The following is a 14,435-nucleotide window of genomic DNA, read 5'->3' on the forward strand; positions in this document are numbered from 1 at the left end:
TGACCTTTTATGTACACTTTTCGGTCATTGCTCATGTTTCACTCCGAATGTTTTCAGGTTCGACCCGAAGGGCTGGGGCCATTTTTTACCCTGACTTGATTGTATTTGGTTTGAATTCTGTAACCCACATGGCGGTTGCACCGCAAACGGCAGCAGGCATGATGAGCAAATTGAATAATGGAATTGTTGTAAAAATTGCAACCATCATTCCAAAAGTATAGGCACACCCCTGGCGCTGTTTTAGCTGTAGTCTCATCTGGTTAAAATTGACTTTGTGGTTATCAAAAGAGTAATCGCAGTACTGAATGGCCAGCATCCATGATGTAAAAAGGAACCATGCAACAGGCCCTATTGTCTGCCCGACTCCGGGGATTAACAGTAAAATAAATAAGCCAATGGTTTTGGGAGTGGTATAGCAAATTTTTTTCCACTCCCGGGCAAAAGCCCGTGGGATATCTTTCATAAAAGCAAGAAATCCCTCATCCTGAACGGATTCTCCGTCGAGGAGCTTTTCAACTTTTTCAGCGAGTAATCCATTGAAGGGCGATGCGATAATATTTGCCAGTGAACTGAAAAAGTACATCGATACGAACAGGACAGACAAGGAGAGCAGGGGCCAGAGAATATAGCTAAGCCACGACAAAAAATCAGGTATGTATGACATCAACCCTTCAATCCACTGATTCATGTGAGAAAACACATAGTACAGAGCGGTGCCAATTAAAAGTATGTTAGTAAATAGCGGGAGGATAACAAATCTGCGCACTCCCGGCGTGACCGCTAATTTGACACCGAATAAAAAGTAACCGAATCCTGAACGTTTTGTTAACGCCATCTTAATTTCCTGCTAATAATGTAAGGGTGATCTGATTCAGTGAGCTATTTTACTGCGCTTTGAAAAGAAAGAAAGGTTGAGGAAGAAAGTCAGAAAAATAAACATTTTCCTCCACTTCTCACATTAATCTGTTCAAATACAGGGGGATTATTTGTTAAAGTGTCAGGAATCAGCAGAAGAGGTCATTCGGTAGGCGATGTCAGAATGATTTTTCGGAAGTGAGTTATCGGGGAAACTGAGAGTTAAAAATGCAAGAATTGCGATTCGTACTCATTATTGTTGGCGCGCTTGCGATAGCTGCGTTGCTTTTTCATGGATTGTGGACCAGCAAAAAAGAAGCTAAATCAAAATTTGGTGATAAGCCGCTGGATAGTATTGGTAAACATAAAGAAGAGGAAGCAGCTGCAGTTCCCTCCCGTGGTTTTCAAAGCCATGAGGATGTCAAACATGAAAGAAAAGAGCCGGGATTTTTATCTGGTGAAGAGATTGACCCGTTGATTGATGGTTATGATCCACTGGAGAGCGACGATGAAGCTGACATCTCTGAGCCCATTCCCCCATTTTCAGAAGAGCCGGTTATTTCATCAGATATGTTGTCTGGTGTGGATGGGACTGTTCGGGCTCAGACTGAGGTCGTTGCTGAAACTCATGTAGCTGCTGGCGATGATGACCGTGAAGCTGAACCTGATTATGAAGTGATTGTTTTGAATGTTCACTGCGCCGGCGACGAAGCATTTACCGGAACGAAGCTGTTTGACAGTATGCAGCAGAATGGGCTGTTATATGGTGAAATGGAAATCTATCACCGGCATGCAGATTTGTCCGGTACCGGCAAGGTTTTATTCAGTGTAGCAAATATCATGCAGCCCGGTAGTCTCAGGCATGATGCTCCTGAAGCTTTTTCAACTAAGGGGATTTCTTTCTTCATGACGTTACCTTGCTATGGTGATCCGGAACAAAATTTCAAACTGATGTTAAAAACGGCACAGCAGATTGCGGATGATTTGGGCGGTAATGTACTGGATGACCGGAGAAACCTGATGACGCCAGACAGACTGGGTGAGTATCGTCGTCAGATACAGGCGTTTAAGTCCAGAACTTCATAGAATAAAGCCATATTCAGTGTAAAATAAAGGGCCCGGAATCGGGCCCTTTTCCATGATTAGAGCAGAAAATAATGCAAACTGTAGAACAAAGAATTCAAGAACTCAGAGAAATATTACATCGTTACTCGATTTTGTATTATGTCGAAGATAACCCTTCCGTTCCGGACGCGGAATATGATCGCTTAATGCGTGAACTCAATAGCCTGGAAGAACAAAATCCACACCTGATCACCTCTGATTCCCCAACTCGCCGGGTTGGTGGTGAAGCGCTCGATAGCTTTGAATCTGTTCGCCATGAAATGCCGATGCTTTCTTTAGATAATGCTTTTGATGATGATGAGCTTGACAGCTTTGCCCGGAGAATGACTGATCGCCTGCTGGATCAGCAAGTCACTTCGTTTTGCTGTGAGCCTAAACTGGATGGCCTTGCGGTCAGTTTACTATATGAAAATGGTGTGTTAGTCCGGGCTGCTACCCGTGGGGATGGTACAACCGGAGAAAATATTACTGAGAATGTTAAGACTATTCGCTGTATTCCGTTACGGTTAACCGGGGAGCACTGGCCTGAAAGGCTTGAAGTCCGTGGTGAAGTCTTCATGCCCAAAGCCGGTTTTGAGGCGTTGAATGCTGCGGCGATCAAAAAAGGGGAGAAGACGTTTGTGAATCCAAGGAATGCCGCTGCGGGCAGTTTACGCCAGCTGGATTCAAAAGTGACAGCTCAGCGCCCGTTAAGTTTTTATGCATACGGTATTGGTGTCATTCAGGGTGCAGAACTCGCAGACTCGCATTATGAACGTCTGAAACAACTCAGGCACTGGGGATTACCAATGTGTCCGGAAATCCGGTGTGTCTCCGATCTGTCTCAGGTAAAAGCCTGTTATCAGGATATTCTGGCGCGTCGTGAAGCGCTGAGTTATGAGATAGATGGTATGGTGATTAAGGTTGATGATATTGCTTTTCAGGAACAACTGGGTTTTATCTCAAAAGCACCCCGCTGGGCGATCGCATATAAATTTCCTGCTCAGGAAGAAATGACCCGGTTAAATGATGTTGAGTTTCAGGTTGGAAGAACGGGTGCCATTACACCGGTAGCAAAGCTTGAACCGGTTTTTGTTGGTGGTGTAACGGTAAGTAATGCGACACTTCATAATGCGGATGAAATTGAGCGGCTGGGGGTTCACATTGGTGATACAGTGATTATCCGCAGAGCCGGGGACGTTATTCCGCAAATTGTATCGGTTGTTCTTGAAAAAAGAGATGAGAATGCCCGGAAGATTGTTTTTCCTGAGCATTGTCCTGTTTGTGAGTCAGATGTAGAGAGAACTGAAGGTGAAGCGGTAACCCGGTGTACCGGAGGGTTGGTTTGTCAGGCACAAAGAAAAGAAGCACTGAAACATTTTGTTTCCCGCAAAGCGATGGATGTTGATGGTTTAGGTGACAAAGTTATTGAGCAGCTGGTGGATAAAGAGATGATAAAGTCTCCGGCTGATTTATATCGTTTAACTGCCGGGCAAATCACAGTGTTGGAGCGTATGGGGCCAAAGTCCGCACAAAATGTCATTAAGGCTTTGGAAAAGTCAAAGTTGACAACTTTACCGCGTTTTCTGTTTGCGTTAGGGATTCGTGAAGTTGGAGAGGCGACTGCGGCTAACTTAGCTCAATACTTTCTGACACTGGAAAAAATCAGCGAAGCGACACAGGAAGCGTTAGTTAAAGTACAGGATATTGGTGAGATTGTTGCGAGCCATATTGTTGCTTTTTTTGCGGAAGAGAATAACCGGAGAGTTGTCGATGACTTAATTGACCAGGGTATTCACTGGCCGGAAATGACGGTTGTGACTGATACAGCATCTCTGGCATTGGCCGGTAAAACGGTTGTACTGACCGGAACGCTGGTACAAATGTCCCGAAATGAAGCGAAAGCAGCATTACAGTCTTTAGGGGCAAAAGTGACAGGAAGTGTGTCTAAAAACACGGATATGCTATTTGCCGGAGAGAATGCGGGTTCTAAACTGACCAAAGCTCAGGCGCTGGGGATTGAGATCAAATCGGAGGAAGACTTAATCACACTTGTTTCATCAATATCATAGATAAGACTATTTTACACGGGAGGTTTTTGTGAATATCAGCGAAGTGGCGAAACTGACAGGTTTAACCCCAAAATCAATTCGTCTATATGAAGATAAAGGCATTTTCACACCTCCCGGCCGTGGCATTAACGGATATCGAATATATAATCAATCACATATCGAAGATTTGCGCTTAATTGCAAGGGCAAAACGAGCTGGTTTCAGTCTCGACGAGTGTAAACTATTGCTTTCTTTTGCACATGATCCACACAGGAAAAGTGCATTGGTGAAAGATGAAGCAAGAAAGAAACTTGCCCAGGTGAAAGCAAAAATAGAGGAGCTTCGTCTGATTGAGGTGCATCTGGAGCAATGGATAGCCGAGTGTCCCGGAGATGAACACAGCCAGTGTCCGATTATTGATGAGTTACAGGGAAATGACAGTGAGTGAGCTGTCATTTCCCTTTGTACATGTATGAGATAAATTAGTAAAACAGCAGTTAGTACAAGAGCAGTTAGTACAAGAGCAATTAGTACAACAAAGAGTACAATTGGCGACGATACTGACTGGCTAATGGATGGCTTTGTCCCAGTGAGCTCAGTATGTCCATAAATATTTTTTTCATTTCTCCATCGAGCGTGTTGAGATCAGACTTCAGAAATGACCAGAGTATTTCCAGTGCTTCTGCGTCCCGGTTTACTTCGTGGTATTGCGCGGCTAGTTCGATAGCTGTTTTAGGGTCGTCCTGTTTATCACGGAATGCGGCTTCCAGAGCCATTAGCTCCGGGCTGTTTGCAGCCTGTTGATGGAGTTCCAGTTTCGCAATTAAGCTTTTGTAATAGTTGTCCTGATATTCCAGAGGAATATGTTGCAGCGCTGTTTCAGCCTGATCAAACTGTTTTGTTTCCAGCAGGCAATGTGCCAGTGCCAGTTTGGTTTCGGGCTTATTCTGAAAATCTTCGGCTAAGGTTTGAAGCAGTGTTAAAGCTTGTGAAAATTCTTCCTGATGAATCAGATCTAAAGCCTGATTCAGGCTCAGTTCATCCTGACTTGGCAAATGTTTGGCCAGCATTGTTTTGATCGCTTCAACAGTTTGTGGTCCGCTCAGGCCGTCTACTGGTTGTCCCTGTGAAAATAAGGCAAAAGTCGGGATAGTCTGTACGCCAAACTGCATCGCAATATTTTGTTCCTGCTGACAATTGAGTAAAGCCAGAGTAAATGCCCCCTGATATTGCCGGGCTAACTCCTGAACTGACTGAACAAAGGCAGCACTCGCTTCGTCCATCGGTGCCCAGAAGTAAAATAGAACAGGATGTTGTAGCGATTTTTCCAGGATTTCTCTTATGTTCTGCTGGGTTACTTCGACGCTGTTTGATGGCGTTTGCATATTTGACCTTCCTGATTTCAACACGATTTGGGTTAGCGGATGGATTCCGCATTTATCCTGAACAGTTTGCTGTAGCTGAATCAGAATTGTCTGGCTACAGCACTGAGAAAGGATATAACAACGTAGATATGGGCATATGTCGTAAATATCAAGCAGGCAGAAAGCCATTTTCGAATGGCTTTCTCTGATATATCAGAAACTCAGGTCGTGATTAAGATGATGAGTACAATGAAGATACTAAGCCAGTTTAATTGATTTAAACTCATTTCATCGTTCCGGGTCGTTCAGTCTGTGGTTCAAATATATGATTCTGATCTCTTATTGTGACGAAGTGATGACACGGCAACGGATTGATAGCGAAACTTACATGGTTCTAATCGTTTCAGACGGCTTTGTTCAATATAAAGTCAAGCCAGCGACCGGGAAGTAGTCGTTTCAGTACGGCAAAAACCTGTGTGGGTTTTGTGATTCGGTATCTGAGCTTCGGAGATGTATGTTCCAGACAATGGTATATCGCTGGAAGACAGGCTTCAGGCGGCAGAGAATATGGGTTAGCAGATTTCTCTTTACTTAGTCTTTCAATCTGTTGTGCATAACGGGCCGCGTGGATACTTTGTTCCGGTTCAACCCAGCGAAGAAAAGCAGCCAGAGCATTATCCCTGAAACGCGTCTCAATCGGGCCGGGTTCCAGCAGACTGATACTGATTCCGCTGCCCTGAAGTTCAAGGCGCAGTGTATCTGTCCAGCCTTCTAAAGCGAATTTTGATGCATTATAAGCCCCTCTGTATTTCATTGCGGCAAACCCCAGAACAGAGCTGTTTTGGATGATTCTGCCAGTACCTCTTTGCCTGAAATGCGGGATAAGTTTTGTGGTTAAATCGTGCCAGCCAAAGAAATTCGTTTCAAACTGTGCTTTCATTGCATCAGTCGGCAGATCTTCAAGGGCACCAGGCTGGCCATAGGCACCGTTATTAAACACAGCATAAAGATTATTATCCGTCATCTCCAGTACTTGTCTGATAGCATTGTCTACCTGATCCGGCCGGGTTACATCCAGCTGAATACATTCAATGCCTTCAGAGCGGATTCGTTCAACATCTTCTTCTTTCCGGCATGATGCAATCACAAAATACCCGCGCTCGTGAAGCGCGTGGGCGGCTGTGTAACCGATGCCTGAAGAACAACCCGTAATAAGAATACTTTTTGTCATTATCTTTCCTGAAAGAGCGGTTTATGTGTTTAAAATTTGCTTGAGTGCTGATTCTATATGCGGAAAATGAAACTCAAATCCCATTTCCGTTAATTTTTTAGGTTTTGCCCGGATGCTGTCGAGAAGCAGTGCCGATGCCTCGCCCATCAATAACTGAATGACCCATTTAGGAACGAAGAGAAAGTGAGGTCTGTGCAATGTACTGGCCAGTGCCTGGCTGAACTTTTTACCGGAGACCGGGTGAGGCGCACACAAATTAAACGGTCCCTGCGCATAATTGGTTTCAAGCAGAAAGAGAATGCCCCGAATCATATCACTCATATGAATCCAGGGCATATATTGATGACCGTTGCCAATTGGTCCGCCAAGGCCCAAACGATATGGCGGAAGCATTTTTTGTAGTGCCCCCCCATTTTTAGACAGAACAACGCCTGTTCTCAGCAGGCAAACCCGGGTTAAGTCAGACTCCGCTCTCATCGCTATTTCTTCCCATTTTGCACACACCTGATGAGAAAATTCTCCGTGATAGACATTGAGTTCTTCATCAATTGGATGGCTTTGTTGATCACCATAAAATCCAACGGCTGAGGCGCTGATGAAAATACCGGGTGGCGATGCACTGGCATGAAACAATGAGACAATCTTTTCAGTGATGTCCCAGCGACTGTGACAAATTATATCCTTCTGTTTTTTTGTCCATCGCTTGTCCGCGATGGGTTCACCAGCAAGGTTAATGACAGCATCAAACGGATTGAGATCGTGGTAGTCATCCAGTGATTCGATACATTCGATCATATAATTACTTAAGTGACTTAACTTTTGGCTGGTTTTTTCTCTGGAACGGGTCAGTACGACAATATCGTGATCTCTGGTCGCCATTTGTTTGACTAATTCAGAACCTATCAGCCCGGATCCTCCGGTTATTAATACTCTCATCTTCGTCTCACCTGCATGCTTTGGATGGGGTATTGCTCTTTAATAAGAATAAATGACGTATGGTGATGATCCAATACCCGTTTTTTGTGATTAGTCTTGGGTTTTTATTGTTTGCTTGTACAAAATAGCACTGAATATAAGTTTCGTCTGTCATGATGAAAGTTATATTTTCTATCGAGGGGTGAGATGAAAGCAATAATTGCATTACTGAAAGTGATGTCAGGGAGTTTCAGAGACTTACTTCCGATTATACTTGTGATTGCATTTTTTCAGCTGGTGATTCTGCAAAGGCCTTTACCGGATATGATGTCTGTATTTGCCGGGCTGATTCTGGTTGTTCTCGGATTAACTTTTTTTATTTTCGGGCTTGAAATGGGGCTGTTTCCAATCGGAGAAAGTATGGCCCAGGCATTTGCCCGTAAAGGGAATGTCTGGTGGCTGCTGACTTTTGCATTTTGTCTGGGATTTGGAACAACAATTGCTGAACCTGCTTTAACCGCGGTTGCTTCTGAAGCCGCCCATGTTGCTGCAAATGGTGGTGTCATTAGTATGTCGAAAGATGCAATGGCACATTACGCAATCAGTTTAAGAATTACAGTCGCACTCTCAGTCGGTTTAGCTATCGTATTAGGGGTATTCCGGATTCTGAAAGGATGGCCGATTCACTTAATGATCATTGCCGGATATCTTGGTGTTGTCACCTTAACACTGTTTGCCCCTGATACTATTATTGGCATCGCTTATGATTCTGGTGGTGTGACAACTTCAACGATTACTGTTCCCCTGGTGACTGCGCTTGGTGTTGGATTAGCATCTTCAATCAAGGGAAGAAATCCTATGCTGGATGGTTTCGGTCTGATTGCCTTCGCCTCTTTACTCCCTATGATGTTTGTCATGATTTTTGGGATGGTGATGGCATGAATGAAATTTATCATTTATTACAGGTGATTTTTTCGACTATCAAAGACGTCTTGCCTATTGCAAGTATTCTGTTTGTTTTTCAGTACGTCATATTGCGTAAGCCGGTGAGCCGTCTATCACATGTGTTACTTGGTTTTGGGTATGTGATTCTGGGACTGGCTCTTTTCCTGATGGGGCTGGATTTAGCGTTATTTCCTTTAGGTGAAATGATGGCGAAGCAACTGACGGACCCTTCATTTTTATCCTCTGTACAGATTGTCGGTGAGTCATATCACTGGCTCAATTATTATTGGGTCTACCTGTTTGCTTTTTGTATTGGGTTCAGTACCACGATCGCTGAACCTTCCTTGCTGGCTGTTGCAATCAAAGCCAATCAGGTTTCAGCAGGGGCGATTGGGGTCACAGGGTTGCGTGTTGCAGTGGCATTAGGCGTGGCCATTGGAATTACATTGGGCTGTTACCGGATTGTCGTGGGAGATCCGATTCATTACTATATTATTGTCGGTTATATCATTGTGGTGATTCAGACATTTTTTGCACCTAAGTTAGTCGTGCCTTTAGCGTATGATTCTGGTGGGGTGACCACATCGACGGTCACTGTGCCTGTTGTTGCCGCACTTGGGTTGGGTCTGGCATCAACAGTGCCGGGAAGAAGTCCCTTGATTGATGGTTTTGGGCTCATTGCTTTTGCGAGCCTGTTTCCGATGATATCTGTGATGGGATATGCTCAGATAACGCAATGGCTGAGCCGTAGAAATGCTTGTATGGAGAAAGACGATGCGCTTTAAATTGATTATTGCCTTTGTTGAAGATAGTAAAACAGAAAAGGTCGTTGATGCTGCCAGGCAAGCAGGAGCAACAGGTGTGACTGTTATCAATAACGCCAGAGGGGAAGGGCTGAATCAGAAAAAAACTTTCTTTGGTCTCACTCTGGATGTTCAAAAAGATGTTGCGATTTTTGTTGTAGAAGAGCACTTATCGAGACATATACTGGAAACAATTAACGATGTCGGGGAGTTTGAGACTGAATCAGGTCAGGGGATAGCAATCCAGATTGATATTGAAGATGCGGTTGGCGTGTCTCATCAGGTTGAAAAACTAACGAAGTATGTTGAGGATGAATTATGAGTCAATATGATGACGTTAAAGTCCGGGATGTTATGGCAAATACTTACGAGATTGTGGATGGTTTGACCACAGTTTATGAAGCGATTCAGATAGCGAAAGAAAAAAAATAAAAGCGCTGATTATTGCGAAAAGACACGATGATGATGAGTTTGGCATTGTATTAATGAATGATATTGCCAAGAAAGTATTGGCAAATAATCGTTCCTTAGAAAGAACAAATATTTATGAAATTATGACCAAGCCCGCGTTAGGTGTTGAGCCGGGTATGAAGGTGAAAAACTGTGCCCGTCTTTTTGAACGCTTTGGCATCAGCAGGGCTCCTGTGATAGAGAATGGTCAGGTGATTGGTATGGTCAGTTATAACAATATGGTTGTGAATGGCTTATTGAGTAGTACAGAGTGACAGTGCATATCGGGAGAGATTGATGAAGCTGATGATTGCATCAGATATACATGGTTCATTATCTGCAGCGGAGAGAGTGATTGAGTTATATCAGTCTTCCGGGGCAACAGGACTGATTTTACTGGGTGATTTACTGAATCATGGCCCCAGAAACCCTGTTCCGGACAGCTACCTTCCGGTGCAGGTTGCTAAACTTTTAAATCCTTATGCGAAAGAGATTATTGCAGTCCGGGGGAATTGTGATAGCGAAGTGGATCAGATGCTTCTGGACTTTCCGATGATGGAAGATTTTTCATGGGTGATGCTTGAAAGCGGTCAGCGTTTCTTTTTGACTCACGGGCATCTCTATAATCAGGATAATCTGCCGCCACTTGCTAAAAATGATGTGTTAATACACGGACACACTCATGTGCCTGTGGCACGTTCGTGCAGTGAATATTACTGGTTTAATCCGGGGTCAGTGACTTTTCCGCGTGGAGACTTACCTCCAAGTTATGGCCTTTTTGAATCTGGTTGTCTGAAAGTGCTTAGCCTCTTGAACGGGGAAGAAATTGAGGCAATTTGCTTCTGAAGCATACCGCATTTTGAGGAAATATTTGTCTTTTTATCAGCCTGTCACAGGAAATACAATGAAGACACTCAGCAGTGTCTTCATTTAGTAAATTGTCATTGACTAATTGGTAAATAATATAGTTGAGTCGTGATTCAGGTTGGCCAGTAACAGCGTATTTTTATTGATAACATCAATACGTTTACTCTGTTGAGCATCCATCTTGAAAAACTGTTTAATCAAATTGAGTTGTTCCGGTGTAAAGTCTTTACTTTGGCTATCTGAGACATCTTTAAATTCAGTTGGAGAAAGTAGCAGATAGTTTTCACTTAGCTTCCATTCCCCGGACTCTGATATGTCAATGGTACTTTCCGGCTGACTTTTATTCGCATAAAGCTGGACAACAGAAACACGGATGTAAGTACCATTGGGTAAATATTTTACATTCGAGGTGACATCGACACGTCTTAATGGCCCGACGGCAGATTCTTTATTGGCATGTTCAATCAGCCGGACAATTTTAGATTGCCACTCCCTTGAAATCAGGAGCTGCTTGAGTTTCAAATCGCTTCCCCAATAAAGCCAGATGCTGAATATTGAGGAAACGAGCAGAATCATCGCAGCAACTTTCAGGTTGATTTTATTTAACGACATATCTGGGTTGAGTCCTCTTGATCTGTACCTATCGTCAATGTGATGTTGTGATCACTATACTCGACAGGGTAAATGTAATTGAGAACGAGTTTGTTTCCTTGTCCACCCGTTGCGATAATCTGACTTGGCTGAATTTGCTGCTGGTGCGCTTTCTGATATTTCCTGACACACTGCTCGATTGACGGAATCCATGCAGATAAGTCCGGATGATTTTTTGGCATATTCACAGAGACACCATTCACATCAGCAAGGTGACGGAAAGTTGAATATCTCGGGCCATTATAGAAAACAGCAATAACCGGGATGATAAATGCGAAAAAAAGGACCAGCTTAGTGACCAGGGCCATTCCTTTGGGCTGGTTCTCTTCTTGTTTATCTGAGACTTCAGGTGACCCCGCTATACCCATGTTTTTGTATTCAGGGTTATCAAGGATGGCAACGCCATCCTGAATATTAAAAGACTCAGCAGTGCCAGCTTCCATAGCCATAAGCGGCTGATCTTCTTCTGTTACCTGAGATTCGTTAAGTGATGATCTAATCTCAGGGATCAGCTGGACATCAGCAATAAGCTGATAGCCTCGTTTGGGAACTGTTTTTATATAACGAGGCGACTTTGTTGAGTCTTTTAGCATCTTTCTCAGCGTTGAAATTGCCTGAGTAAGGCTGGAATCATCTACCTCAAAGCCTTGTTTTCTCCACACGAAATCGTGAAGCTCATTTCGCTGAATCACTTCGTTTGGATGTTGAGCCAACATGAGCAGGATTCTGCTTTCATTCGTGCCTAATCGGATAACTTCATCTTCATTCTCTTGATCTATCAACGAATTATTATTAGGGACGAAAGTGAATCTTTCCGCCAGGATGAATTTTGCGCTTATTGGATTCATCAATATCTTCTTTGTTTGTTACATTGAATGCTGATGGTTTTTGATATTCTCTTAGATGTTATGTTAAGAACTGGTTAATAAAACCTATATTTTGAGAATCTTTGACATTTATGCGGTTCAGCATAATAAATTTTTAGTGAAAAAAAAAACTGTTTTTATCATTTTAACCTTGAAATCAATTGCTCCACCCTCATTTTACTAGCAAGTTATGCTATTTGTACACCTTATGCATTGGTGTGAATTAATAAATAATTCATCATGGAGCTAATAATGAGTGAAACTGCAACGAAAAATAAAGAAACACGTGGTTTTCAATCTGAAGTCAAGCAATTACTTCATTTAATGATTCATTCTCTTTACTCGAATAAAGAGATTTTTTTACGTGAATTGATTTCGAATGCATCTGATGCTGCGGACAAACTCCGCTTTCAAGCATTGTCAAACTCAGACCTGTATCAGGGCGATGCGGATTTAGCCGTTAAGTTATCTTTTGATGCGGAAGCGAATACCCTGACCATATCAGATAATGGTATCGGGATGACCCGTGAAGCGGTTATTGAGAATCTGGGAACAATTGCCAAATCAGGAACGAAGGAATTTTTTGCTAATTTATCTGATGATCAAATGAAAGATTCTCAGTTAATTGGTCAGTTCGGTGTTGGTTTTTATTCGGCGTTTATTGTTGCTGACTCAGTTACCGTCCGTACGCGCAGTGTTGATGTGTCAGCTGATGAGGGCGTACAGTGGCAGTCTCACGGAGAAGGCGACTATACCCTAGAGTCGGTTCATAAAGAAACCCGTGGGACTGATATCGTGCTTCATATGAAGGACGACGGGAAGGAGTTCCTTTCTGAGTGGCGTTTAAAAGAACTGGTTTCTAAATATTCAGATCATATTGGTATTCCTGTGTACATTCTTGTCAAAAAGAAAGACGAGGAAGGTAAGGAGACCGGTGAGACTGAATGGGAAAAAATCAATAAGGCTGAAGCACTGTGGACCCGCTCAAAATCTGATATTTCAGAGGACGAGTATCAGGAGTTTTATAAGCATGTCTCGCATGACTTTGCCGACCCACTGGCATGGAGTCACAACAAAGTAGAAGGTAAAAATGATTATACAAGTTTGTTGTATATTCCTTCTAAAGCGCCGTGGGATATGATGAACCGTGACCATAAACGGGGCTTAAAACTCTATGTTCAGCGTGTATTTATTATGGATGATGCTGAGCAATTCATGCCCTCTTATCTCCGGTTTGTGAAAGGGCTGATTGATTCCAATGATTTACCTCTGAATGTATCACGTGAGATCCTCCAGGATAATAAAGTGACGCAATCGCTGCGTAATGCCTGTACTAAACGGGTTCTGACCATGCTGGAACGTATGGCAAACAGTGATGAAGAAAAATATCACAGTTTTTGGAAAGAATTTGGGTTGGTGATGAAAGAAGGCCCGGCTGAAGATTTCTCTAATAAAGAAAAGGTGGCCGGATTATTACGTTTTGCATCGACCCATACCGACAGTTCAGAGCAGAATGTCAGCCTGAAATCCTACATTGAACGGATGAAAGAGGGTCAGGACAAGATTTATTACCTGACGGCAGATAGTTACGCTGCTGCGAAGAATAGTCCGCATTTAGAGCAGTTCAAGTCGAAGGGAATCGAAGTTGTTCTGATGTATGACCGTATTGATGAATGGTTAATGAATTATCTGACTGAATTTGATGGTAAATCATTCCAGTCGATCACAAAGGCCGGTCTCGATTTAGGTCAGTTTGAAGATGATGCTGAAAAAGAAAAGCACAAGGAAGCTGAAGAAGCCTTCAAATCTGTTGTTGAGAGAACAAAATCTTATCTCGGTGACCGGGTGAAAGAAGTCCGGACAACGTTTAAACTGGCTTCAACGCCTGCAGTTGTTGTGACCGATGATCATGAAATTGGTACGCAGATGGCTAAGTTGCTTGAAGCAGCAGGGCAGGCTGCTCCGGATGTCAAATATATTCTGGAGTTAAACCCTGATCATCAGTTAGTACAAAAAATGGCGGATGAACCCGATGAAGAAGTTTTTGGACGTTGGGTTGAAATGTTACTGGGTCAGGCTATGCTGGCTGAACGTGGTGCAATGGAAGATCCGGCTCAGTTCCTGAAAGCAATTAACCAGCTTTTGGCTAAAAACTAAAATGAATATCCGTAAAAGAACCCGCATTTGCGGGTTCTTTTATAGATTGATTTCAAAGTGTTTTTCTGAATATTTTCGATTCATGGTCCAGTGATGAAATAGCTGTTTGAGCAAGTTTTATCACATAAGATATTCGTTTTTATGTTATTCTTCCGGGCTTGAATCTTCATCAGAAG

14 protein-coding genes and 1 pseudogene are annotated in these 14,435 nt (G+C 43.1%); 9 read left to right on the plus strand and 6 right to left on the minus strand.

Features of this window, described 5'->3' with window-relative positions; translation table 11 throughout:
* Window positions 1-85 precede the first annotated feature (85 nt).
* Window positions 86-835, minus strand: coding sequence for a sulfate transporter CysZ (cysZ, locus tag OCV29_RS06165; RefSeq protein WP_073603828.1), 750 nt, complete (start codon window positions 833-835; stop codon window positions 86-88).
* 248 nt (window positions 836-1,083) lie between these two features.
* Between cysZ and zipA the strand changes: the two genes are divergently transcribed.
* From zipA to cueR, 3 genes are all read left to right on the plus strand, one after another.
* Window positions 1,084-1,941: a cell division protein ZipA gene (gene zipA / locus OCV29_RS06170; protein ID WP_073603827.1), complete on the plus strand. Its 858-nt coding sequence runs from the start codon at window positions 1,084-1,086 to the stop codon at window positions 1,939-1,941.
* A 71-nt stretch (window positions 1,942-2,012) separates the two neighbouring features.
* On the plus strand, window positions 2,013-4,031 hold the full coding sequence (gene ligA / locus OCV29_RS06175; RefSeq protein ID WP_073603826.1) for an NAD-dependent DNA ligase LigA: 2,019 nt from the start codon (window positions 2,013-2,015) through the stop codon (window positions 4,029-4,031).
* Between the two features lie 28 nt (window positions 4,032-4,059).
* On the plus strand, window positions 4,060-4,458 hold the full coding sequence (gene cueR, locus OCV29_RS06180; RefSeq protein WP_073603825.1) for a Cu(I)-responsive transcriptional regulator: 399 nt from the start codon (window positions 4,060-4,062) through the stop codon (window positions 4,456-4,458).
* Window positions 4,459-4,537: 79 nt separating this feature from the next.
* Here the strand turns inward: cueR and OCV29_RS06185 are convergent, their stop codons facing one another.
* The 3 genes from OCV29_RS06185 to OCV29_RS06195 form a co-directional block, all read right to left on the minus strand.
* A complete protein-coding gene (locus tag OCV29_RS06185) occupies window positions 4,538-5,395 on the minus strand; it encodes a co-chaperone YbbN (RefSeq protein ID WP_073603824.1) in 858 nt (285 codons plus the stop codon).
* A 382-nt stretch (window positions 5,396-5,777) separates the two neighbouring features.
* The gene (locus OCV29_RS06190) at window positions 5,778-6,605 is read right to left on the minus strand and encodes an SDR family oxidoreductase (protein ID WP_073603823.1); all 828 of its coding nucleotides are present in this window, start codon (window positions 6,603-6,605) and stop codon (window positions 5,778-5,780) included.
* A 21-nt stretch (window positions 6,606-6,626) separates the two neighbouring features.
* Entirely contained in the window at window positions 6,627-7,541 is a 915-nt protein-coding gene (locus OCV29_RS06195) for a TIGR01777 family oxidoreductase (protein ID WP_073603822.1), read from the minus strand.
* 186 nt (window positions 7,542-7,727) lie between these two features.
* Between OCV29_RS06195 and OCV29_RS06200 the strand changes: the two genes are divergently transcribed.
* From OCV29_RS06200 to yfcE, 5 genes and pseudogenes are all read left to right on the plus strand, one after another.
* Window positions 7,728-8,462, plus strand: a complete 735-nt coding sequence (locus OCV29_RS06200) for a DUF1538 domain-containing protein (RefSeq protein ID WP_073603821.1) — start codon at window positions 7,728-7,730, stop codon at window positions 8,460-8,462.
* Window positions 8,459-9,250, plus strand: a complete 792-nt coding sequence (locus OCV29_RS06205; RefSeq protein WP_073603820.1) for a DUF1538 domain-containing protein — start codon at window positions 8,459-8,461, stop codon at window positions 9,248-9,250. The genes OCV29_RS06200 and OCV29_RS06205 overlap by 4 nt, the downstream gene beginning before the upstream one ends.
* Complete coding sequence (locus OCV29_RS06210; RefSeq protein WP_073603819.1) at window positions 9,240-9,590, plus strand: P-II family nitrogen regulator; 351 nt, start codon at window positions 9,240-9,242, stop codon at window positions 9,588-9,590. The genes OCV29_RS06205 and OCV29_RS06210 overlap by 11 nt, the downstream gene beginning before the upstream one ends.
* A pseudogene (locus OCV29_RS06215) lies at window positions 9,587-9,993 on the plus strand (CBS domain-containing protein). Before OCV29_RS06210 ends, OCV29_RS06215 begins: the two are co-directional and overlap by 4 nt.
* Window positions 9,994-10,015: 22 nt before the next feature.
* Window positions 10,016-10,564, plus strand: a complete 549-nt coding sequence (yfcE, locus tag OCV29_RS06220; protein WP_073603818.1) for a phosphodiesterase — start codon at window positions 10,016-10,018, stop codon at window positions 10,562-10,564.
* Between the two features lie 102 nt (window positions 10,565-10,666).
* Here the strand turns inward: yfcE and OCV29_RS06225 are convergent, their stop codons facing one another.
* Together OCV29_RS06225 and OCV29_RS06230 are read right to left on the minus strand one after the other, a co-directional pair.
* Window positions 10,667-11,197: a regulatory protein ToxS gene (locus OCV29_RS06225; RefSeq protein WP_073603817.1), complete on the minus strand. Its 531-nt coding sequence runs from the start codon at window positions 11,195-11,197 to the stop codon at window positions 10,667-10,669.
* The gene (locus tag OCV29_RS06230; protein ID WP_073603816.1) at window positions 11,188-12,084 is read right to left on the minus strand and encodes a transcriptional regulator; all 897 of its coding nucleotides are present in this window, start codon (window positions 12,082-12,084) and stop codon (window positions 11,188-11,190) included. Before OCV29_RS06230 ends, OCV29_RS06225 begins: the two co-directional genes overlap by 10 nt.
* A 270-nt stretch (window positions 12,085-12,354) precedes the next feature.
* Here OCV29_RS06230 and htpG point away from each other — a divergent pair, with 270 nt between their 5' ends.
* On the plus strand, window positions 12,355-14,259 hold the full coding sequence (gene htpG, locus OCV29_RS06235) for a molecular chaperone HtpG (RefSeq protein ID WP_073603815.1): 1,905 nt from the start codon (window positions 12,355-12,357) through the stop codon (window positions 14,257-14,259).
* Window positions 14,260-14,435: the final 176 nt, after the last annotated feature.

This window comes from Vibrio aerogenes, assembly GCF_024346755.1.
GTDB classification, from domain to species: domain Bacteria; phylum Pseudomonadota; class Gammaproteobacteria; order Enterobacterales; family Vibrionaceae; genus Vibrio; species Vibrio aerogenes.

Excerpts from the sequence above, each read along its gene's own strand:
- OCV29_RS06210 (WP_073603819.1), top strand. The coding sequence starts at position 9,240 with ATGCGCTTTAAATTGATTATTGCCTTTGTTGAAGATAGTAAAACAGAA.
- htpG (WP_073603815.1), top strand. The coding sequence starts at position 12,355 with ATGAGTGAAACTGCAACGAAAAATAAAGAAACACGTGGTTTTCAATCT.
- OCV29_RS06205 (WP_073603820.1), top strand. The coding sequence starts at position 8,459 with ATGAATGAAATTTATCATTTATTACAGGTGATTTTTTCGACTATCAAA.
- zipA (WP_073603827.1), top strand. The coding sequence starts at position 1,084 with ATGCAAGAATTGCGATTCGTACTCATTATTGTTGGCGCGCTTGCGATA.
- OCV29_RS06200 (WP_073603821.1), top strand. The coding sequence starts at position 7,728 with ATGAAAGCAATAATTGCATTACTGAAAGTGATGTCAGGGAGTTTCAGA.
- OCV29_RS06190 (WP_073603823.1), bottom strand. The coding sequence starts at position 6,605 with ATGACAAAAAGTATTCTTATTACGGGTTGTTCTTCAGGCATCGGTTAC.
- OCV29_RS06230 (WP_073603816.1), bottom strand. The coding sequence starts at position 12,084 with ATGAATCCAATAAGCGCAAAATTCATCCTGGCGGAAAGATTCACTTTC.
- cysZ (WP_073603828.1), bottom strand. The coding sequence starts at position 835 with ATGGCGTTAACAAAACGTTCAGGATTCGGTTACTTTTTATTCGGTGTC.
- yfcE (WP_073603818.1), top strand. The coding sequence starts at position 10,016 with ATGAAGCTGATGATTGCATCAGATATACATGGTTCATTATCTGCAGCG.
- OCV29_RS06195 (WP_073603822.1), bottom strand. The coding sequence starts at position 7,541 with ATGAGAGTATTAATAACCGGAGGATCCGGGCTGATAGGTTCTGAATTA.
- ligA (WP_073603826.1), top strand. The coding sequence starts at position 2,013 with ATGCAAACTGTAGAACAAAGAATTCAAGAACTCAGAGAAATATTACAT.
- OCV29_RS06185 (WP_073603824.1), bottom strand. The coding sequence starts at position 5,395 with ATGCAAACGCCATCAAACAGCGTCGAAGTAACCCAGCAGAACATAAGA.
- OCV29_RS06225 (WP_073603817.1), bottom strand. The coding sequence starts at position 11,197 with ATGTCGTTAAATAAAATCAACCTGAAAGTTGCTGCGATGATTCTGCTC.